The sequence below is a fragment of the Terriglobales bacterium genome, assembly GCA_035567895.1.
Lineage (GTDB): Bacteria > Acidobacteriota > Terriglobia > Terriglobales > Acidobacteriaceae > Gp1-AA112.
The window spans coordinates 48321-70030 of the sequence record DATMPC010000042.1; the positions used below are offsets into that span (position 1 = coordinate 48321).

22 protein-coding genes and 1 tRNA gene are annotated in these 21710 nt (G+C 55.2%); 9 read left to right on the forward strand and 14 right to left on the reverse strand.

Going from position 1 to position 21710, the window contains the following annotated elements:
• Positions 1-78 precede the first annotated feature (78 nt).
• A complete protein-coding gene (locus tag VNX88_09110; protein ID HWY68811.1) occupies positions 79-1335 on the reverse strand; it encodes an ROK family protein in 1257 nt (418 codons plus the stop codon).
• A gap of 282 nt (positions 1336-1617) precedes the next feature.
• Between VNX88_09110 and VNX88_09115 the strand changes: the two genes are divergently transcribed.
• On the forward strand, positions 1618-1860 hold the full coding sequence (locus VNX88_09115) for a MerR family DNA-binding protein (protein ID HWY68812.1): 243 nt from the start codon (positions 1618-1620) through the stop codon (positions 1858-1860).
• A gap of 73 nt (positions 1861-1933) precedes the next feature.
• Here the strand turns inward: VNX88_09115 and VNX88_09120 are convergent, their stop codons facing one another.
• A complete protein-coding gene (locus VNX88_09120; GenBank protein ID HWY68813.1) occupies positions 1934-4366 on the reverse strand; it encodes an ABC transporter permease in 2433 nt (810 codons plus the stop codon).
• Between the two features lie 251 nt (positions 4367-4617).
• Entirely contained in the window at positions 4618-4854 is a 237-nt protein-coding gene (locus VNX88_09125; GenBank protein ID HWY68814.1) for a DUF2934 domain-containing protein, read from the reverse strand.
• Positions 4855-4957: 103 nt separating this feature from the next.
• On the opposite strand from VNX88_09125, the gene VNX88_09130 reads away from it, so the two are divergent.
• From VNX88_09130 to VNX88_09155, 6 genes are all read left to right on the forward strand, one after another.
• Positions 4958-5746: a TPM domain-containing protein gene (locus VNX88_09130; protein HWY68815.1), complete on the forward strand. Its 789-nt coding sequence runs from the start codon at positions 4958-4960 to the stop codon at positions 5744-5746.
• A 19-nt stretch (positions 5747-5765) separates the two neighbouring features.
• Positions 5766-6470 carry a hypothetical protein gene (locus VNX88_09135; protein HWY68816.1) on the forward strand — a complete coding sequence of 235 codons (705 nt, stop codon included), beginning with the start codon at positions 5766-5768 and terminating at the stop codon, positions 6468-6470.
• 18 nt (positions 6471-6488) lie between these two features.
• Positions 6489-7112 carry a LemA family protein gene (locus VNX88_09140; protein HWY68817.1) on the forward strand — a complete coding sequence of 208 codons (624 nt, stop codon included), beginning with the start codon at positions 6489-6491 and terminating at the stop codon, positions 7110-7112.
• A gap of 215 nt (positions 7113-7327) precedes the next feature.
• Positions 7328-8203, forward strand: a complete 876-nt coding sequence (locus VNX88_09145; protein HWY68818.1) for a ketopantoate reductase family protein — start codon at positions 7328-7330, stop codon at positions 8201-8203.
• Between the two features lie 286 nt (positions 8204-8489).
• On the forward strand, positions 8490-8753 hold the full coding sequence (locus tag VNX88_09150; protein ID HWY68819.1) for a hypothetical protein: 264 nt from the start codon (positions 8490-8492) through the stop codon (positions 8751-8753).
• 747 nt (positions 8754-9500) lie between these two features.
• Positions 9501-9683 carry a hypothetical protein gene (locus tag VNX88_09155; protein HWY68820.1) on the forward strand — a complete coding sequence of 61 codons (183 nt, stop codon included), beginning with the start codon at positions 9501-9503 and terminating at the stop codon, positions 9681-9683.
• A gap of 409 nt (positions 9684-10092) precedes the next feature.
• On the opposite strand, the gene VNX88_09160 is transcribed toward VNX88_09155, so the two are convergent.
• The 3 genes from VNX88_09160 to VNX88_09170 form a co-directional block, all read right to left on the reverse strand.
• A complete protein-coding gene (locus tag VNX88_09160; protein ID HWY68821.1) occupies positions 10093-10425 on the reverse strand; it encodes a hypothetical protein in 333 nt (110 codons plus the stop codon).
• A 402-nt stretch (positions 10426-10827) separates the two neighbouring features.
• On the reverse strand, positions 10828-11424 hold the full coding sequence (locus VNX88_09165; GenBank protein ID HWY68822.1) for a hypothetical protein: 597 nt from the start codon (positions 11422-11424) through the stop codon (positions 10828-10830).
• A 12-nt stretch (positions 11425-11436) separates the two neighbouring features.
• Positions 11437-11649, reverse strand: a complete 213-nt coding sequence (locus VNX88_09170) for a helix-turn-helix domain-containing protein (protein HWY68823.1) — start codon at positions 11647-11649, stop codon at positions 11437-11439.
• A gap of 77 nt (positions 11650-11726) precedes the next feature.
• On the opposite strand from VNX88_09170, the gene VNX88_09175 reads away from it, so the two are divergent.
• Both VNX88_09175 and VNX88_09180 read left to right on the forward strand, forming a co-directional pair.
• On the forward strand, positions 11727-12401 hold the full coding sequence (locus VNX88_09175) for a hypothetical protein (protein ID HWY68824.1): 675 nt from the start codon (positions 11727-11729) through the stop codon (positions 12399-12401).
• Complete coding sequence (locus VNX88_09180) at positions 12402-13556, forward strand: site-specific integrase (protein ID HWY68825.1); 1155 nt, start codon at positions 12402-12404, stop codon at positions 13554-13556.
• A gap of 14 nt (positions 13557-13570) precedes the next feature.
• On the opposite strand, the gene VNX88_09185 is transcribed toward VNX88_09180, so the two are convergent.
• The 8 genes from VNX88_09185 to VNX88_09220 all read right to left on the reverse strand — a co-directional run bounded on the left by VNX88_09185 (position 13571) and on the right by VNX88_09220 (position 21510).
• Positions 13571-13646 (reverse strand) — tRNA-Ala (locus VNX88_09185).
• Positions 13647-14576: 930 nt separating this feature from the next.
• The gene (locus VNX88_09190; GenBank protein HWY68826.1) at positions 14577-15200 is read right to left on the reverse strand and encodes a response regulator transcription factor; all 624 of its coding nucleotides are present in this window, start codon (positions 15198-15200) and stop codon (positions 14577-14579) included.
• A gap of 108 nt (positions 15201-15308) precedes the next feature.
• Complete coding sequence (locus tag VNX88_09195) at positions 15309-16727, reverse strand: alginate export family protein (protein ID HWY68827.1); 1419 nt, start codon at positions 16725-16727, stop codon at positions 15309-15311.
• An 8-nt stretch (positions 16728-16735) separates the two neighbouring features.
• Positions 16736-17566, reverse strand: coding sequence for an oxidoreductase (locus tag VNX88_09200; protein HWY68828.1), 831 nt, complete (start codon positions 17564-17566; stop codon positions 16736-16738).
• A 96-nt stretch (positions 17567-17662) separates the two neighbouring features.
• Positions 17663-18589 (reverse strand): hypothetical protein, encoded by a 927-nt coding sequence (locus tag VNX88_09205; protein ID HWY68829.1) that lies wholly within the window; start codon positions 18587-18589, stop codon positions 17663-17665.
• A gap of 33 nt (positions 18590-18622) precedes the next feature.
• Entirely contained in the window at positions 18623-18892 is a 270-nt protein-coding gene (locus VNX88_09210; GenBank protein HWY68830.1) for a DUF1427 family protein, read from the reverse strand.
• Positions 18893-18916: 24 nt separating this feature from the next.
• Complete coding sequence (locus VNX88_09215) at positions 18917-20731, reverse strand: amidohydrolase (protein ID HWY68831.1); 1815 nt, start codon at positions 20729-20731, stop codon at positions 18917-18919.
• A 65-nt stretch (positions 20732-20796) separates the two neighbouring features.
• Complete coding sequence (locus tag VNX88_09220) at positions 20797-21510, reverse strand: hydrolase (protein ID HWY68832.1); 714 nt, start codon at positions 21508-21510, stop codon at positions 20797-20799.
• Positions 21511-21710: the final 200 nt, after the last annotated feature.

The window sequence follows — 21710 nt, forward strand, 5'->3', positions numbered from 1 at the left end:
CATCCTCCTGAATGCTGTCGGCCACTTGTTGAAGCATCAACGCCGTAACCCTTGGACTCCACAGAGCCGTTTGCGTCATCAACCGGCTCGCGTCTTCACCGGAAACCGCATATGCTGGCGCCCTTCAGACCTTCGGCGAAATCCATGCTGCTCCGCGGCCTGGATGGCGAGCCAAACCGCCCCATGCAGTTGGGCATCCTGTCCCAGACCGCTCGCAACCACTTCCGGGCGTGCAAACTCGTTACGCGCAATCGCTGTGCGGGTCGCTTCGACCAGGACAGGATGGCTACCAATTCCTCCACCGAGAACAACCAATGGCGTGTCCAGAACCAGGCTCATGTTGACGATGGCTGCGGCGAGGTGCTCGGCCGTGCTGTGCAAGATTCGTTCGGCACATTCATCGCCACGGGCGGCAAGATCGAAGATCTCCGTAGGCTGTATCTGGCCGCCGTGGCCGTTGGCGCAAGCCTGCCAGGCACGCTTGATGCCTTCGCCACCGATCGCCCCCTCGAGCGCCCCGAGGCCATTGATGCGCAGAGCTTGGCTCGGCAACCCCGGCAGTTGCATGTAGCCGATTTCGCCCGATGACCAACGGGCCCCATGAAGAAGAGCGCCATTCACCACAATTCCGGCGCCCACGCCTGAGCCAATGGCAATGAAAGCAAAATTGTCGGACTGCCCGGCGACTCCACAGCAGCCTTCACCGATGGCGCCGAGATTTACGTCGTTTTCGATCGTTGTGCTGATCCCGGTCTTGTCCTGCAGAAGCTCGGCCAGGGGCACGTCATGCCACCCATGCAAATTGGGGGCAGAGAGAACCTGGCCCTCGCGCACGTTTGTGATACCAGGTGCGCCGGCCGCGAGCTCCAGAACTTTTTCAGGAGCGATGCCGTGCTCGCGGAGCAAGCGATCGATGGCTGTCGCAATGCGGGTCGTCACTTGACTCGGGGTTCCGCTTTCGGGAACGGTCTCATTGACCCTTGCGATGATGTTTCCGCCCAGGTCAGCCAATGCCAGGCGCACACTCGAACCGCCGATATCGGCGCCAAACACGCAGCCATAACGGGAATTGAACTCCAGAATGCGCGGTGGCCTCCCTCCCTTCGACCTGCCAGCCCCGATGAATCGCACCAGCCCTCTGCGCTGAAAACTCTCGATCGCCGAAGAAACCGTCGGAGCCGTCAGTCCCGAGATGCGTACCAAGTCGGCTCGTGAACAAGGCATGTGCTGACGTAAGAGGCGCAAGAGCTCTCGCGAATTCGCGGCGCGCAAGCTTCCCGGCTGACTGTGGCGCAGCTTCGAGCGAAACGGTGGGAAGTGGACTGTCGGCTCCATCCAGGAATTCTCGCCAGCCTTAGTAACTTAAATGCCTTTAGAAAGTAAGCGGGATTAATTTAGAGCTCTTTAGTAAGAAGGTCAACCATTTTTTGCGCAACCGCGTGCTATTGAAATTGCATTCCCTGGGGATGTCGAGCCTGCCAGCGTTATGGCTTTGCTGTTCACATTGGGACCAGGCGGTTCGCAAAATAGTGATCTGTATGGCATTCAAAGGGCTATTCATTGGCATCGACCGTTGCGCATCCACCGAAATCAGCGAGTTAAGCTGCGCCCGCCGTGATGCAACCGCGCTCCATGCTCGGTTTTACCCTTGAGGAAATTCGCCAGCTCTTTTTCGGCTTCCGCAATGTTACGCGCGCTTCAGAGCGCTGGCGTGCGCTGTCCCGCAAAAAACTGGCCGAACTCGAGCGTCTGATGGAAGGGATAACGACAGTACGCCGTTTGCCGAAAAGGATGATGAAAAACTGCCATTGCGACACACTGGATGAATGCGGTAAGGGTCTATTTCGGAGCGCGCTGTGACAATTGAACAAGACGCTAAGTGGGCAGCGTGCCCAGAAGGCGCATCTTTCACTTCTTGGCCGAGTAGGCAGAATTATTCGTATCTCAGTGCCACAATGGGATCGACTTGCGTGGCTCGGCGGGCTGGGAAGTAGCAGGCTGCAAGTCCGGCCAAGCCCATGACGCCGACCACCGCCGCGAGCGTGACTGGATCATGCGATGACACGCTCCAGAGTTGATGGGCCAACACGCGGGTAAGGCCGAAGCTCAAGAGCAGTCCCGCAACCGCGCCCAGCGCGATGAGCTGCAAGCCCATACGCAGCACCATGCGATGAACCTGGCGTCGCGTGGCGCCGAGCGACATGCGAATCCCGATCTCGCGCGTTTGACGCAAAACCGTGTATGCAATCAGGCTGTAGACTCCGAGCGTGACAAGTACGAGTCCAATTCCCGCAAATACTGCGAGCAGAATCAGGCTAAAGCGCGGCTCGGCATAGCTAAAGCGCTTGAGGTAGTCCTCCAGACTTCCAGTCATGGTGAGGGCCACGTTGCGATCCACCGACCAGATTTCCTTGCGCAGGGTGTCGAGCATCGCAAGCGGATCGCGCTCCGTTCTCACCAGGATGCCGCGCTCGAACGAGCCGGTTATCGTGTACGGAATGAAGATTTCGGGACGCGGCGGCTCTTGAATGCCTTGATTCTTTGCGTCGGAGACTATGCCCACAATCTCGAATACCGGATCGGTGACCGGAGGAGTGATTTCAGTGGCGAGCATCTTGAGCGTCAGGCTTCGACCGAGGGGATCCTCTTGCCCAAAGTATTTTCTCGCCAGCGTCTGATTGATGACCGCGACTTTGCGCGCATCGTTCACCTCGACTTCGGAGAGAGTACGCCCGCGTAGCTGGCGGATGCCGAGCGTACGAAAGTATCCTTCGCTGACGAGCTGGAAGATGCCCTCCCATTTGTCGGAATGCGTCTTGCCGGAGATTTCAATTTCAGTGCCGATGCCTCCATAGGGCGGAAGGGTGCTTGTCTCGGTCGCGGAGACGACTCCATGCAAGGCGGAAACGCGCTCCAGCAGCGTGCGGAAGAACTGTTGCTTGGCCGCGGGGGTAGTGTATTGTCCGCGCGGCAATGGGATGCGAGCCACGAGAATGTTGTCGGGTCTCAGCCCCAGATCAACTGCCTGCAAGGAAATAAAACTGCGCATGAGCAGCCCAGCCCCAGCCAACAACACGAGCGACAGTGCGACCTCAACCACGACCAGTGCGCTGCGCAGTTTGCCGCGCCGGAATCCGACGCTCACGGTAGCGGCGGAATCCTTTAGGCGCTCGACGATGTCGATCTTGGCGGTTTGCAGCGCCGGAGCTAGTCCGGCCAGGACCGCGGTAAAGATCGAGACAACAATGCAAAAGGCAAGCACCGTGAGATTCAGCCCGATCACGGCTTCATGGGGAATGGTGTCCTGGGGAATGAAGGTCACCAGGATCTTTATGCCGGCATAGGCAAGCAGGCAACCGGCGAGAGCTCCGCCCAGTGCCAATATGAAACTCTCGACCAGCAGTTGCCGGACCAGTCTCCATTGGCTGGCGCCTACCGAAGCACGGATCGCCATCTCCTTCTCGCGCGCCGCTCCGTGCGCCAGAAGCATGTTGGCAACGTTGCTGCACGCAATCAGCAGCAGCAAGCCTACTGCTGCCGCCAGCGTGTACAACGTCTTGCTGAATTGTCCGACCAGGCGGTCGACCCAGGTATCAATCTGCACGCTGAACTGCTTGGGATAATTCTTGGGATAGATCTGGGCCAGGCGATGGGCAATCACGTTGACGTCAGCCTGTGCTTGCCGAAGTGTGACTTCCGGCTTCAGATGAGCCTGGAACATGTAGAAGTGCGCGTCCTTCTCCGCCCGTCCGCGATCCGGGACGACGGGGATCCAGAGATCCGCACCCAGCTTGGTGACGCGTGGGGGCATGACTCCGATCAGCGTAGTCGGAACATTGTTCAGCACGAAGGTGCGGCCAACGATATTCGGGTCGAGGTTGAAGCGAGTTGCCCACAGCTTGTAGGCCATCAGAAAGACGGGAGGAGCTCCCGGCCTGGCGTCGTCGGGCAGGAGCGTGCGCCCCAGAAGCGCCGGAACGCCCAACACTTGGAACATATTCGGCGTGACCAATCCGCCGTCGAACTGCTCGGTGCCTTGCCCGTTGAAGTAAAGAACGTCTTGCCCCGTGCCTCCGATTACCGCATCGAAGACGTGGTTTTGCTCCTGATAGTCAAGGAATTCTGCGTCGCGAAACCATGAGCGTCCCCCCGGACGATTCTCCGCATCGTTATGGATCGTAATCATGACGATGCGGTGGGCGTCCACGTACGGGAAAGGATTCAGGAGGACGTTGTCGATCACGCTGAAGATCGTGGTCGCAGCGCCGATGCCAAGTGCCAGGGTTATCACCGCAACAGCCGTGAACCCGCGACTCTTGCCCATCATGCGCAGGCCATATTTCAAATCCTGAAAGACCGTTGTCATTCCCGCCACTCGCAATCGGGCGTGAAGGTCTGCCACTGCCGATATAAAGACGACTACCGGTGCCACACGTTAGCTGAATTTACAGCAGCCTTGATTTTCCAAAATGAAATCTCCGGCGCCGGATCCTGGTCCGACAAATTATGATGGTTAAAGTGGTTTGTGGATTCGGTGGGTCGCGGAGTTTGCGGTTTGGACTGAAAAAGCCGCTCGGGAGAGCGGCTTGCTTGGGAGCCTGGGACGTTGCCCAGGGCTCAGGCGGCGGTGGTCTTATGCTGGAGGCCGGCTTTGCTTTCAACCTCGCTTTTCGCTTGCAGCCAGTCGTCTACGTCCTTCCCGTCTTCTCGGGCGCGTGATTGGTAGAGTTCGTATGCGCGACGACGGATTTCTTCTTCTAGATTCTTCGGATTCGCTGTTTGTGCAGCTTTGGGCTTCTTGCCAAGATCGTTACTCATACGGGAATACTCCTTGCCTTTGATCTTGATTTCCAAACCTACGCCTTGTCTGCTGCGTCGGTCAATGACTCAACATTAGTGCGTTTCACACCGAAGGAATCCCTCTGCCATGTTGCTGCGTCCGCGTACAATTTGCTTGATGCCTTGCAAGTGCTCCGCTGCACGAAGTCTGCACATCGCAATTGCATGCCTGATTCTTCTCGGCTCCCTTTCGGCGGAACCCATCGGCCAGCTCAAGGCTACCGGATACGTCAACGATTTCGCTCATGTTCTCAGTGATGACTCAATCTCCTACCTCGAACAACTCTGTGCAGAAGTAGACCAAAAAGCCAAATCCCAGATCGCCATCGTGACCATTCATTCTCTCGATGGCAGAGACGTTGAGGGCTACGCCGTGGACTTGTACAAGGCGTGGGGCATAGGAAGCAAGTCCACAAACCGCGGTGTTTTGATTCTTCTCGCGAGCGATGACCGGCTCTATCGCATTGAGGTTGGATACGGTCTCGAACCGATTTTGCCAGACGGAAAAGTTGGCGGATTCGGACGAGAGGCCGTGCCTCTGCTGAAACAAGGGGAATACGACGCTGCAGTGCGCCTCCTAACCGAACGGGTCGCTCAGACCATTGCGGCAGATGCCGGCGTCACCGTCGGAACATTGGCTGCGCGAGCGCCGCCTGAGGTTAGCGACCAGAAACCTCTCAGAATACCCATCGGCCTCATCGTGCCTGGAGCCGTTGTATTGTTCTTGCTGCTGTTCACCGGGTTAGGGCGTTCGTTGCTCTTTGGTTTGTTATTCAGCGGGTTTGGTGGGGGACGCAGCTCTCGTGGAGGCGGCTGGGGCGGTGGTGGCGGTTTTGGTGGCGGTGGTGGGTTCGGCGGCTTTGGGGGTGGCAGTTCCGGCGGTGGAGGGGCAAGTGGAAGTTGGTAACGCAGGTCTGAAGAGAGCAATGGAACAATCTCTACAGCAGCTTGTCGACCGATTGAAAGATGCCGCCGGTGAAAGCCTGCACTCCGTTGTTCTGTATGGTTCTGCCGTGTCTGGAGAATTTCACGAAAACTTCTCGGATGTAAATGTCCTGTGCCTTGTTAAGACTCTCTCTGCGAACGTCATGCTTGCCTTATCGGAACCTGTCAACTGGTGGAGAAAACAGAAGCATCCTGCCCCGTTGCTCCTGACCGTAGAAGAGGTGAAGCAATCTTCGGACGTGTTTCCGATTGAGTTCATGGATATCCAGAAGCATCATCGCGTGCTTTATGGCGAGGATGTGTTCGCAGCCATAGAGATTCCCCGCACGCTGCACCGCGTCCAAGTTGAGCATGAATTACGCACCAAGCTCATCCTGTTTCGGCAACAACTCCTAATCGATTCAGTCAATCGCAACAGCGTGCTGAACTTGATGCTCGAATCCCTTTCTAGTTTCGTAACGCTTTTCCGGCATTCGCTGATGATTGTGGGAGAAGAGCCTGCAGCTGGGAAACGCGCGTTGCTTCTCCAGATCGAACAAAGAGTAAAGGTTGACGCCAAGGCGTTTTTGGATGTGCTCTCAGTGCGCGAAGGCAAATTGAAGGGAGATGCGCTCGACGTGAATACAATGTTGGCTAGTTATCTGAAAACAGTTGAACAGGTCATATCTTTCGTAGAACAGCTCTAAGAAGAGGGAGAACCAGGAATGAAGGCTCTAATCGCTGTCATTGTGATCGTTGTGTTGCTGTTCGCAGTCGGAGGAAGTTATGTCAGTGCCAAGAACCAAATGGTCACGAAGAACGAAAGCGTCAAAGCTGCGTGGTCACAGGTCGACATCGTACTTCAGCGCCGAGCCGATTTGATTCCTAATCTAGTGGAGACGGTGAAGGGATTTGCTCAACAGGAACAGACAGTATTTGGGGATATCGCGAAAGCTCGATCCGCTCTGCTATCAGCTGGGGGTCCATCGGAGAAGATTGCGGCGAACCAGCAATTGGACGGGGCGCTGGGCCGGCTTCTTGTTGTGGTCGAAAATTATCCGCAACTGCGATCCAACGAAAACTTTTTGCGTCTGCAAGACGAACTAGCGGGCACAGAAAACAGAATTGCCGTTGAGAGAAAGCGCTATAACGATGCGCTGCAGGACTACAACACCTTCATCGGAATGTTCCCCAACAGCATATGGGCCAACATGGCCGGATTCAAGCGAAACGATGCCTATTTTGCCGCCGCCGAGGGGTCTCGCCAAACTCCGAAGGTAGATTTTTCCGGAGTACAGCGCAACCCAACTTCCCCGCCACCGCAACCCAGTACCCAGCCGGCTCATTAAAAGCTGCCGTTCGCAGATTGAGACCGCAGTCTCAGAATTGAACGCCGTAGCCGCTAAGGTCTAGGTGCCCGTGACGGCTCTGCTGATCCTCTTGTTCACTTCGGTGACCTGTGATCGCCCGTTCACGTTAACGATCCCCGGATGTGTCCCTTCAACTCATTCCAGCGAAACGGAGAAACTGAGTATCGTATAGCTTCCACTGGGGGAACGCCGGCATGGAACATGCAGTTTTGGGAGCAGGAGCCATCGGAGGTCTGGTTGGCGCTGCGGTGGCATCGCTTGGCGAAGGTGTCACCGTACTAGTTCGACCAGAGAGGTTGCCGGGTTATCCCGCTAACTTGTCAGTGGAACGGCCGTCCGGCGCCATCGAGGCGTCGGTGAAAGTCGCGGCCACGCTCCCAAATCCGGTTGACGTGCTGTGGATCGCAACCAAAACCTATCAACTAAAAACGGCGCTGCAAGCCGTGCAGTCATCGCCACGCTGTATAGTTCCGTTGCTGAACGGAGTGGACCACGTCGAGGTCCTACGGGCACATTTTGGTCGTGATCGCGTGGTGCCGGCGACGATCGCGGTTGAAGCCGAGAAGATTGGTCCGGGACGGTTCGTGCAGCGCTCCCCGTTCGTGAATCTCAACCTTGCCGCCAGTGGCGAGCAAGTCCTCGGAGCGATCGTCGCCCGCTTGCGTGATCTCGAATTCACGTGCAGGTTCATCCAGAACGAGCAGACTCTGCTGTGGAGCAAGCTCTGCTTCCTGGGACCGTTTGCACTTGTAACGTCGGCATCAGGTATGAACAAAGGAGAGATCTACGCGGACGCGGAGTGGAAACGCAAATTGATTTCCGCCATGACTGAGGCCTGTGCCGTGTCGAAAGCAAGCCGCGCAGAAGTTGACGCGGCCCAGATCCAGGCGATCTACGACGGGTTGCCCTCGGGGATACGTAGCTCCATGCAGAAAGACCTTGCCTCCGGGCGGCAGCTGGAGTTGGATGCCATTGGCGGTCCGATTGTGCGCGATGGGGAACATTACGGCATCGACGTCTCTACCACGGAAGCCCTGATTGCTGTGATTCGCGCGAAGATCACTGAATAGACGAATGTAGGCGCGAGCTTTCTCGCCACTGCAGAGGCCTCAGTTGGTGTAACCGCCGTGGGTGTTGAAAAACTCGCTTTCCTCCCGAACAGTCAAAATTGGGGATAGAAAATGTCTGTCTGTTTATCAACAGTTACTTCCAGGTCTACACACAGCTCTAAACACGCGCGCGTTTTTGCGCTGATCTGTTTTGGTACATTGCGCCACTGTCCCGTGGTCACTGTGCCAAATGGCCCTTATTAACGTGCAGGCGTGTCAGTGTGATGTCTGCGGCCATGTCTGGCTAATGGATAAACGGTCGGACTCGACCTCGGTGTTGCTCCCGGTGCGCTGTCCGTCGCGTGCCTGTCGGTCGATTCGCTGGAATCAGTCGGCGTCCATCGCCAAGCTGCCGGATGTCTCCGCGGTCCGATCTGGTCCGTCTGTCTGTTCTGATCTGCGCGGGCCGCAGGCCCGCGTCTCACCCTTCGAGTTGGAGAGGCAAGCGCGCGATGTCCGACCGGCCAAAGTGCGCGAGGTTTGCGATCTGGCTTACGAGCGCTTCGACTGACAGAGCAGACGGCCCCGGCACCCGTCGCACACCCTCCGCGCTTACTTCCCAGACTCCAGGCCGGCGACCCGTGCCGGGCCGAGTCAAGGGTTGGAGTCCCGCCCAGAGCCGGTCGCTAAAGCGACCCCGGCTTCAGCGCCGTCGCTCTCTCACACCCCCGCGTCGAAAAAGTTTGGAGTGTTACGCGACTCACCTCCCCTGGGGCCAAGCTAAGGGTTACCGTCATTCTGAGGCATGAGGGGCCCGGGGCTGACATGTGCGGCAAAGCCGCAACTATACCATTCGAGGCGGTTTCGAAGGATCAGGTCTTTACTCGATCAGTTGTGCGGGTTGCGGAGTGGAACACTGGTCACACTTGCGAGAGTCCAGCTTGCATTTGGATGAGTACCAGTAGGTTTACAGACGAGAGAGGAGCTTGGAAATCGAAATTCCAAATCCCTGTGCTATGACCTCTAGGGTTGGTAGGCATACGTTCTTCTTTCCCCGTTCCATGTCGCTGATGTAGGAGCGATCGATACCCAAATTCACCGCCATTTGAACTTGTGTCCATCCATGTTGCCGGCGCAACTTCTGAAGTCTCTTGCCGAACCGAGCCGTAACGTTCTCATTGGACACCCAGCCATCTTGCTAGTAGGCTATCGCCGATAAATCGGCCAAAGCCTACAGGGAGCGAACCTCTCTGTGGAAGGAAACGGATACCCGAATTGCGCAGGGAAGCTCGGCAGTTAGCTGGAGGTCCGGTATGTCGTGACGCTTCGCGGTGAGGCCGCCTATTACGTTCGGCGCATTGCCTTCGTGGTGTGGATCATTCTCGGTTTCGCCATGCTCATATCCGGCGATTCAGCCATGTGGATCTGGGGAGCGATCATGATCATGCTAGGAATCTTCGGTATTGCAAAGTTCGGGCTGCGACGTTATCCGAATCATTGAGCTGAAATTAGCCTACAGCGCAATCGATCCTGTAACGACTTCTGAAAGCCGCTGGTGCCTTGGGGGGATTAGAGCAAGAAGGTCACCCGAGAAGTGAAACCACCTCCTAGTCTTTTCGATGGGTTTGCGCCGCCAGACAACGGCTGTACAGGACCCTTCATGGGTACTGGAACCGTGCCCGTAAGGCTGCCGGTCGAGGACCGCAGACTGCGGATGTTGTGGATCGAGGCGGATAGCAGGTGCGAGTCCCTCAACGGATGGCATTTCGTGCTCTGTCCTGATTGTCAGCCTGAGGCCACACGGCTACTTCATGCTATGGGTTATCAGGAAGAATGAAGTTGAATGCGTGCGCACATCCGTAACTACCCTCTCGCGCGTGTTGGTCTCGCGAAGGATGGCTCTGCCTTTGTCACTGTTCTAGTTTTTCCTTGGGATTCGTGAAGGGCCTGAGAAAGACGTCGGTGGCTCCAGCTTTCGCCTGAAGTTGTGCATGCTGCACCAGCAGACGGCAAACACGGCGGATCAACTTGGCTCTCTCTGCGTCTAGGGTACCATTTTGAATCTCGAAACCACTCATCCGGACAGCCCACCCAACTGTCGGAAGATCTCGCTCAAGAGAGGGCGGCAACCGGCCCTTTTTCGTCGCTGTGATCCGATCCAGTTGCTTTGCACATCGTTCTAAACTGGCTGCAACAGCTTCCAGGCTGAATTTTCTTTTGCTTATCTTCACTTTGCCAAGCATTCCGACTCTGCGACTCGCAGAGGCTGCGAGAGCCTCACTCGTATTCATCACCGGCGCGCGCCCACTATTGCGATTTCCTCTATCTGTTAGTAACTGTAGGCTGAGTCCAAAGTCTGGATTGATCGGCGCTCTTCGGAAGCAGCAACACAGTCTGATGATACTTGCGCGCCACTAGCGATCGTCTCATCGCTCTACGTCAGGAACAACGACAGGAAGGACAAACAGGGGAACAGAAAGTCTCTCATTATTCTTTCCTATAGGAGTTTTATAAGGGCGGAGATCGCCGTAAGTGCTTGTCTCCGAGAAAGTTGTGTATTGTCGAGAAGGAATATTTCCCTCGCAGCGGAGGAAATTCTCCGGCGCCGAAATCGATCTTGTCGGAGACCGCCTCGTAAGAATTCCCTAGGAAAAGCCGATCTCTTTGCTATTGGGAACCCGAAAGGGCTCGGAGCTGACGTAAGGATGACACTTTTCACAAGTCCAACTTTTACCATTGCGACTCCAGTGCTGGCTAATGCCATGCACTCGGCAATCTTTTGAACTTACGATCTTCGTTTCCGCCGAGTGTTGTTGCTCTTGTAGAACTCCGCGCGGATTTTTCTTCTTTGCGTCTATGAGCGCGCTGGCTGCCCGAACGGTCGAAGTTATTGGATCGTAGTGGCGGATACCTCTTCGTCCCTTGGGCGCACAAATCGGATCGCCGTGCTGATCGAGGATGATGTGCGAGTAGATGCCTGGTGGAATCTTCCGGCACCGAATGAGCCCGGCGTCTTGCAACTCCTTGCGGGCCCTGCTTAGCGTTTTGCCATCACGAATACTGACACGAGAGGAGATTTCTTTGTTGCTAAATCTGAGATCTGGTGCGGTGCTAATGAACATCTCCCGACACAAAAAGGCGTAGAGTCGAAACGCCGAGGCACTTAGCCCCTTCTCCAACTCCTCGGGCAGGCGAGGCATTTGGTAGTACTGCCTCCATTTTTGATAAAAGAGATTCGGCATTCTGCCTTCCGGTTATACCGTCTCGTGTTGCGAGCCCCTTCCCGTGGCGACACCCTCGCGCGCAATCCGGCTCAATTCATTTTCGGAAATCAGGCGACGACGACCTATCATGACGGTCTGCACTAAGCCACGGCGTGCGTAGCCGTACAACGTGAATCTCGAAATCCCCAACTGCAGTGCTCCTTCATCAAGACTCCTCAGCTTCTTCTGAGTATGCTGTTCCATTTTGTTGATTGCTCCTAGTCATTCGGTGCTATCGTATGCAGTAGTAGCAGGAGTTGTAAATACTCTTATCACTCCTAATGAAACTCAAACAACAATTTAGGTTTTGCGCTCCTGCCATCCACGTGAAGGAAGCGACGCTTTCGAAAAGCGGCGAACACGTGTTGCATGGAACCTGCCACCACTTAATCGATGAATACCTAGAGCCAGATAGAGAGGCTCTCGAATCAGTTGCAAATTGCCCGGCCGATCCTTTAGCCGTCCGGAGATTTGTTCTGAGATTTGGCCCCCTCCGACACTCTGATGTCGAAGGATCAAAATTAAAGTTGGCTATCACAGGTTTTCTAAAGTCGCAGCAGGTGCTTCGGCACATATGGCAAGACGCGATAGGCACCTGTGTTCCTCGTCGCATGACCACTGAACGACGATCGCTCATGCTGCCACGAGTGACCGAAGTGACGGGAAGCTTTGACTTTTCGGGCGGAGAATTGACATTTGTGGCTCATGACCTTTTCGAAGCGTCGATTCTCAAATTGTTCACTTTCGCACAAAGAGGAATCCTGAAAAGGTGTGCGAGGGTGGACTGCAATGTCCTACCGTATTTCATTTCCGATCATCCACGCGCGCGGTATTGCTCAGAACAGTGTGCCCAAAAAGCCCAGGCGATCTGGAAGAAACAGTGGTGGCATGAGAAAGGTCAAAGCTGGCGGAAAGAACAGAAGTCCAAGCAGCAAAAACAGAAAGGAAAAAGCTGAATGTCCTTACGAAAACGCGGAAAAATCTGGCATACAGATTTTGTCGAAAACGGAAACCGCATCCGGCAGTCCTTAGGTACGACGGACTGGCGTGAAGCACAAACAAAAGAAAGGGAGCTTATCAAGCAAGCATCGGAAGGCAAGGTAACGCAGCATTCGACGACTCTTGGCCGGCAACTATTTCTGCAAGCAGCCGATGACTATGTGGCAGCTCGCAAGGTAGAACTCGCCCGCGCGAGCCAAGCGAAGGAGAAGCAGCTCCTTGTAAAACTTCGCGAATATTTCAAACAGGAGCCGCTTAGGGCCATCAGTGCTAGGCGAATTTCAGAATACAGAACTTGGCGTGCGGAGCAAGGCGTTGGACCCGCGACGTTGAACGCGGAGTTAGGCGTCGTGCGTCGCATCTTGAAGAGAGCGAAGCTCTGGGCGCGCGTTGCTGATGATGTACGCCCTCTCAGGGAGCCAGTCAGCATCGGTCGCGCTCTGACTGAGGAGGAGAAACAGCAGCTTCTTAAAACGGCGATGCTCCGCCCGGAATGGGAGACCGCCTACCTGGCCGCAATCCTATGCCTGAACACAACGGCTCGTGGATGCGAGCTAAGGGGCCTGCAGTGGTCGGACGTGGATCTGTTCGCGCGGACACTGACAATCCGCAGATCGAAGACTGAGGCAGGCGAGCGAGTCATTCCCCTCACTGATGTTTCTGTGTCTGCCTTGGGGAGGTTGCGCAGGCGTGCGGAATCCTTCGGGGCCGTGGAACCAGCTCACTATGTCTTCGCTGCCTTCGTGCCGAACTTCACTTTTAGCGGCAGGAAAGTAATTCGGTACAGCGTCAGCTTGTTCGATCCCAAGAGACACGTAAATAGCTGGCGGTCAGCCTGGCGAACGCTCACCAAGAAGGCAGGGTTGGAGGGCTTCCGTTTCCATGATCTCCGGCACTGCGCCATCACCCAGCTTGCTGAGAGCGGCACTCCTGACGAAACGATTATGTCGATTGCCGGTCACGTCAGCCGCCGCATGCTTGCACGGTACAGCCATATACGGATGGAGGCAAAACGCAAGGCAATGGAATCCCTTGCGAGCAGTACCAAAATGGCAGGTTATGACACAACCAATGACACAAACATCATGCCTGCACCCAATCGTCCCGTTTAAGTGATTGAAGGATTTGGTGGACCTGGTCGGGATCGAACCGACGACCTCTTCCATGCCATGGAAGCGCGCTCCCAGCTGCGCCACAGGCCCACTTTTGTTTTGAATTACTTAGGAAGGATTATTCGAAACACTCCGTACTGAATCGTACCAATTGCCATCTGCATTGTAAAGAAAGACTCTTGTAAGTTGTTGACGGCGCACTCGCTACGTGCCTTTTGTGACCGGTTCCATGCTGTGGCCATAGCGCCGTCAGTATTAGACAAACTCAGGTCCAGCAGATTGCCGGCGTTGTCATAGCTGTAGGTCAGCCTGCCGATGCTCCGCAGGCTCCATTGGCGCATGCGCCCCTGCGAAAAGAACACATCGGCGGTCTTCGAGCGAGCAACGGACTCAGCCTGAAACTGGCTTAATTCACTGGTGTTCGCCGAACAGCGAATTTATCAGCGAATCTAACAGTGAATTGTTCTGAAAAAGGTGGCGAGCAACGGACAGTTCCGCGCAACCTCCTGCCGCGTCAGAGATTATCGAAATTTGCGATTTTTACGCGCCACAAAGAACAGTGAATAAGCAGTGAATCATGAATTTCGCAATCCGTTGCTCGCGCCGGCGTCCGACGATCGCGGACGAACACTCTCCCGAGCGGCATGAGTTCCAAAATGAACTTTTCGTTGACTCGCGATCTCGACTCGTGGTATCACCGAACTATGTTCGGTGTTGAGGAATGGCAGCTCCGGACCCGACAATCCGTACCAACTAACTCCTACAACCCCGGCCGCCTTCGCAACCACTCTTTCCGACGACGCCGTCACCCGCGCGGAGGGATAGAGCCGTTTTGGTTTTGACCATCAGACTCCTAAACAGAGGATGCCCCATCCTCGCGTGCTGTTTGCGAGCGAGAGTGGGGCATCTGACTTCTTGAAGTTCCACACTGAAACCGAGAACAAGGCCTAGAGTTGGGGCGGGGCCGCCTTCAGATCGCGATTCGGATCAAGTAAAAAACAAGCGATTTGAAATCGGTTCCTATAAATGAATCAGCCCACGACGCAACGCGATAGCGAGAGCCTGCGTACGATCATTGGCGCCGAGCTTTTCCATAATGTGTTTCATGTGAGCCTTTACGGTTTCCTCGCCGATATAGAGCTTCTCAGCGATGTCACGGTTGCGATTTCCGTCCACTAAGTAACGAAGAACCTCCACTTCGCGATCAGAGAGCGGTTCGTCGCTGTAGTGTTCCGCTAACGTGGTTGCGATCTGGATCGGAACTTTTCTTTTTCCCGCGTGAACCTCGCGAATCGCATCGAGCAACTCGCGAGGAGGCATGCTCTTGAGCATGTAAGCTTGCGCCCCTTCCGCGAGGGCTCGGCGAATCTCGTTTTCCAACTCGAAAGTAGTCAGGATGATGCAACGTGCGTCAGGAAACTCGGCGCGGATGGCCATCATTGCGTCTATGCCGCTCATGTCCGGAAGCCTGAGATCCATGAGAATGATGTCAGCCTTTTGCCACCGAAAATAGTCAATACCCTGCTGTCCTGTGGAAGCTTGTGCCACCAATACCATGTCCGGTTGTTCTTTGATGACGGTCTCAATTCCGTAGCGGAACACGGGATGGTCATCAATGTGCAAAATCGTAATTTTCTCACTCATACTTATCTGCCGATTGTTGCTTTTTTGCTGGGCCAGAGGCGGCGTCAATCATTGCTGTAAACAATTATTTGGTCGTCGTTCCTCAAAACTCTTCATGGTTGTTCGCTCCTAAAACTTGTATCCGGTCCATAGAGCCCAGTAATTCAGGTTGCGGCCTGGCTGACTTTCTTTCACAAACTTGCCGGCATAAAAAATTCCATAGTCGGCTTGAAACCACAGGTGACGATTCACCTGCCACCGCACTTCCGAACCCGGACGGTGCCCGACGAAACGCGCGCTGCTCTTTCCCGCGGGAATGAGCAGAAATCCCGGGACGGAATACACTCCGTCTCGCAAGCTCTCCCGCCACTGAAAGATCCAATCGGCGGAGATAGTCACACCATGCGGCAACGCGGTTTCAACGTGAGGGTGTAAATCGATAAAGTTGATGGGGCCGGGCCCGGCGGTGGCGAGGACGCCAAAATAATTGCCCTTCGGGAACAAGGGATTGAAGGTAGCGAGAGTATTTTTCCTTGGATCGTCGCCGCTGGAGATGTCCGCCTTGATGCTGAATCGCGGTTTCAGCGGAACGTTCGGAAATCGGTAACCGGTTTCCGATGCTACAGTCCATGCCTTGATATTTGCGGATCCAAAGCTCCCAAATTGCCAAAGCGCTTCATGATCGAAATCCCAACCGGACTTGGATTCAGCGACAGGACGAGAGAGACGCGCACCGATGCTGTGCCGCAATTCGTGCCCCACCCCTCGGTTGAATCCAGCAGTTTTTCGGTCAAGGCCAAGGTAATAAGTGTCCAGCGTAAATTTTCTTTTCAGAGATCGGACGCCGTACACGCCCCAAAAGCCGACTGCATGATTGGGAGCGTTATCAAAAAATCCCGGTTTGTCCAGGTCAGGACGAAGGGCGAAGTAGTCAATTTGCCAAGGGCCAATGCCGCTCTTTACCTTGAATCCGTCAAAGCTTAAGCGAACGTTCGGCCCCTCGCGCACATCGATCAGGCGCCCAGAACCGTACTCCATCTCATGTCTGCCGACTCTGAACTTGATCCAGTGTCGATCCTCCCCGGTTCCCACTTCGAGAAACCCGACCTGAAAATCCAGCTTCTTTTCGTCAATTGGCCGCGGGCCACCGATGCGGTAAGAATTCAAACCGCTTTTTAGTTCTACGAATGTGCGGACGTGCGTGCCGTAATGAAGGTCGAAATACAGCATGTACCGTTGATTGAAATAGCCGTTCATGAACGGCTGTTGGCCCCAGTTGTCGTTTCCGATCTGTTCCCAAATCTCGCGAGCTTCGCCTCCCATGGACAGGAACCAGTCATTCCGGTCTTGTCGCAGACGGACGTATTTGATGGTGTCCCAAAAATCCTGTCGCTGCACCGGATCGGCAAGAAAACTCCAGTCGTCGTCCTCGCGGAGCAAGTGATAGGTCCGCGCCGGCACACGGGATTCAGCAGCAGGAACCGGTTGGCCTCGCGAGAGTTGCGAACCTGCAAGAAACGTGACTACGAAAACCAGCAACTTTCGCATGTATCTCTTCACTTCGCGAAGTCGGTGGAGATAGCCAGTGTGCGCCAGTTGTCCAATTCCTCCGCAACGAAGGCGTTCTTTGCCTCAATCGTGGCGATGGTGTCAGAGCCGAAAGGCATCCGCAACGGCGGATTCGGGTCGTCTACGATCTTCAGGAGGGCTTTTGCCATGCGCGCTGGGTCACCGGGTTGCTGGTGATTCATCGACATTGCAGTATGGCGCATTGCTCCGGTCGTTCCGGCATAGTCTTCGATGATGGTCGGGCTAATGGTTAGTGATTGCCCATCGAGAAAATCAGTACGGAAAAAGCCAGGCTCGACGATTGTGACCTTGATGCCTAAAGGCTTAACTTCCATAGCCAATCCTTCGGAGATTCCCTCAACCGCGAACTTCGTCGAGGCATAGACGGCCCAGCAAGGCCAGCTTTGATATCCGGCGACCGCAGAGACATTGATGATATGTCCCGAACCTTGATGACGTAATTGCGGCAAAGCAGCGCGCGTGACGGAGAGTAGACCGAAGACGTTAGTCCGATAAACGGCTTCTACTTCTGCACCTGAGATTTCCTCGACCGCACCGAGCACGCCAAATCCCGCATTATTGATCAGCACGTCAATGCGCCCGAATCGCTCAACCGTCTGTCGCACAGCTTCACGAGCTTGTTCCTCATTTGTGACGTCGAGCTTGATCGCAAGCAGGTTGGGACGCGCACCGAATTTCTCTGCGATGACTTGGGGATTGCGCGCTGCCGCGACAACATTGTCGCCTCGATCCAATGCTTCTTTGACAAATAGAGCGCCGAATCCACGCGATGCGCCGGTGATAAACCAGGTCTTCATTCGATACTCCTTTGAATTCGAGTTGATGATTTCTTGTTGCAAAGCGACTAGATCCCAGGCTCTGCACCCACTATCGTTAGAAGTTGTTCGTGCGTCCTATTTCTTCGTTATGGAATGGATTTCCGCGATGTATCCTCCGGGGAACCTGACAACAATGGCATTTCGTTCGTCGACCTTGTAAGGAGGGACGAGGATGTCCACATTGGCTGCTTTGGCCTTAGTGAGCGTGTCTGCCAGATTCGTCACCTCATATCCCGTCATCTCGTGTCCGTAGGGATACGGAAGGTGACCGTCCGTAACGAACGCAGTCAACTTGCCGAACTTCGATTCGATCCTCACTCGCCGGTAGGTTTCCCCAGGCCTTCCGATTTCAACGCCTGGTGCTCGCGCTTCATCCGACACAATGCTGCCGTGGGAGAAGGCAAGAAAGCTGCGCACGAACGCATCCGCTCTGTCCGGTGACACATAGACGCGATTCTCCGGAATCGTCTGAAGTGGCGCGTAGGATGGCGGAGTGGTGTGCCAATAGAGCTGGGTATTCACACCACCTGGCCACTGGATGACGGCGTCTTTGCCGATGGGGTCGTTGAAAGGAGCGACGATGACATCGGCGCCGGTTGCGCGAGCTGCGCGGACTGCTGCATCGAGGTCGGTGACCAAATAACCCGTTCGCTCCGCGCCAAACGGATATGGAACCGGTGTTTTAAAGCCGAACACCGAGACCGAGCCCGCAGGAGTCAGGACCAGCTGCGACATCGTACTGCTTGGCGTTGGAGTTACCGTGAAGACGCCTTGTTTAGTCGTCGTTCCGCCGAATGTGGCGATCAAACTCGCGACGAAGCGGTCGAAATCTTCGGGAGCCACGTAGACGTGCGTGGTGTCGTACTGCGGTCCAACAGCCACGCCTACTGTTTCGGCTGTCGGCGCGCTTTGGGCGAACGTATGGAACGGCCGGAGTTCGCTTGCGAATCCGACTAGCAGTATCGCAGCAGTGATTCCGAGGAAGCTTTTACTCAAGCGCATCTTCTACTCCACAGTGCAGTCACCTGCCAGCAGTCACCTGCCAGTCGAAGCAATCTCGTTTCGCGCCATCGCCGTTGCGGATGGAACTGGTGTATCGTAGCGCTCTCCCACCAGGCACACGGATGCTGCGCTTGAAACGTCGACCTTCTTTGTGTGAATCAGTATGCCGAACTGTTCTCCAAGCACCATTCCCAAGAGCCCGAGTAACGCGATGATGGGCGGCGCTGGACTCTTGACCCGGATGAGCCCGTAAAGAACACCCACACCGAGGCCAACCACAAAAGATAAGAACAACACCTTCATATCCATCCTCCTCCATCGCCTGAATCAGAATGCAAAGCAGTCGCAACCCAATCCCCAAAGGCCGAGGTCTCCCAGCACTTGGACGTGCGATTTCGCCCGGCCAGTATGGGAACAGGAAGTGCGGTGCGAGACGCCAACAACTTCCGGCTGCTTTGCATAGCCACCGTATTCTTTGACAGGTGACCAGCCTGGACTCACGTGTAATTCTGGCGGCGCGAGCTTTGAGAATTCTTCGGTGGCGTAGACGATCTTTCCTCCGACGATTGTGAGCACCGATTCGAGTTGCTTGATCTCCTCCTGCGGAATGGAAAAATAATCGGCAGACAGAACGGCCAAGTCCGCTAGCTGCCCAGGAGCAAGCGCTCCCTTCTTTCCGTCCTCGGTTGAAAACCAACTGCTGCCGACCGTGTAAAGCTTGAGTGCTTCCTCTCGATCGAGTCGATTCTCTTTCGGATACAGACCAAGACCGCCTATGGTCTTGCCAGTGACAAGCCAATAGAGGGAAAGGTAAGGGTTGTAGCTCGAGACCCGCGTTGCGTCCGTGCCGGCCCCAACCGGAACACCGATCTCCAGCATTCTCCGAATTGGCGGTGTGCGTTTGGCTTGCTGCGAGCCATATCGATCGACAAAATACTCACCTTGGAAGGCCATGCGGTTCTGGACTGCGATTCCGCCTCCCAGAGCCTTCACACGTTCGATATTGCGATCGGTGATGGTTTCGCAGTGATCGAAGAACCAGTGCAGGCCGTCAAACGGAACTTCTCGATTCACCTCTTCATAAACGTTCAGCGCTCGCTCGATCGTCTCGTTGTATGTTGCATGCAAGCGAAATGGCCAGCGATTCTCGACGAGATGTCGAATTACGGCTTTCAGCTCGCTTTCCATAACGGGAAGCATGTCCGGCCTTGGTACAAGAAAGTCTTCGAAGTCCGCAGCGGTAAAAACCAGCATTTCCCCTGCGCCGTTGACGCGATAGAAATCATCGCCCTCCCCGGGCTTTGTCATTTTGGTCCAGCTCTGGAAGTCGCCCAGTTCCTGTTTCGGTTTCTGGGTAAAGAGGTTGTAAGCAAGCCGGAGGGACAGTTCTCCATTTCGGTGCAGTTCGTTGACAACGCCGTAGTCGTCGGGATAGTTCTGAAAGCCGCCGCCCGCATCGATCACACTCGTGATTCCAAAGCGGTTTAGCTCACGAAAAAAGAGCCTTGAAGAATTGAGCTGATCCGCGCGCGACAGTTTCGGACCCTTTGCGAGGGTGGAGTAGAGAATATTTGCATTCGGTTTCGCGATAAGAAGACCCGTGGGATTTCCGTGACGGTCGCGTTGAACTTCACCGGCGGGAAAATCCGGCGCATTCTTGTCATAGCCCACGGCGCGTAGCGCCGCTCCGTTCAACAATGCCCGGTCGTACAAATGCATCACGAATACTGGCGTGTCCGGTGCAACTGCGTTGATCTCATCCAGCGTTGGCATGCGGCATTCAGCGAATTGAAACTCCGTCCACCCGCCGATAACTCGGACCCACTGCGGAGCGGGCGTCCGCTCCGCTTGATCTTTCAGCATGCGCAGAGCGTCGGAGAGCGAAGGTACGCCATCCCAGCGCAACTCCATGTTGTAGTTCAGTCCGCCGCGTATGGGATGCATGTGCGAATCGTTCAATCCGGGAATGACAGTGCGGCGTCCTCCGTCGATGACGCGGGTCGCCGGGCCTTGTAGACGCAGAACCTCTTCATTTCTACCGCTGGCGGTCACCTTCCCATCAGAAATAGCGATTGCCTCAACAAACGAGGGCACTCCATTCGTGGCGATCTTGGCATTGTGCAAGATGATTTCGACAGACACACGAATCTCCTTCTTCGTTTTCCAACGATTTTGAGAAGGGCGGAAGCCAGCTTCCGCCCGCTTCGTTATTTGTGAGCTAAGGCAGCTTCGGGAACTTGATACTCAGGGAACTTCGTGGCTGGAGCGCCGTGCACCATCGTGTACGCGTACTCGACTCCGATCCCATACGCGCCGTAGTGGGTCTTCACGATGTCCATCACGGCGTCGTAAGTCTCCCTGCGGGCCCAGTCGCGCTGCCACTCCAGCATGGTTGAAACTGACGTTACGGGTTTCGCGCCCGCCTGGATCACCCGCTTCATCGCGTTTTCGTGAGCAAGCTGGCTCAAGTCGCCGCAGCAATCTTCAACCACATAAATTTCGTAACCGTCATGGATCGCCTGCACGCTGGGAAATGCCACGCAGACTTCCGTCCACAGTCCAGCAAGCACGATCTTCTTGCGTCCTGTCTTTTCAATGGCTGCTACGAAGTTCTTGTCGTCCCAGGAGTTCATCGAAGAACGCTCGATCGGCTCCTGGCCGGGGAATATTGCTCGCAGTTGAGGCCACATGTTGCCGCTGAAGGATTTCGTTTCGACCGTGGTGAGCACCACAGGCACATCAAAGACGCGGCAAGCTTTTCCCAGAGCGACAGTGTTGTTAATGATGGTCCCGCGGTCGAAATTCGAGACCCCGAAAAGCATCTGTGGCTGATGGTCAATCAATGCCACAACACAGTTATCAGGCGTAAGAAGTCCCTTCTCGCTAAGCTTGGGACGATTTCCGTTTGACGAGTAACTCATTCATTTCTCCTTCTTTCGTGCTAGTCGCAATCCCGATGTTCGCAGGGTTCCGAGAACTTGAAAACGTTCGCAAGGGTTAGATAACGGTTATTAGGCACAGGGCCGGTCGTCGGCTTCTATGAGCAGACAAAGAGGAGAAAGGTGAGTCAAATCGCAAAGCAGCGAAAACAATTAATCCAAAATGGAGCTTCGCGGACTAA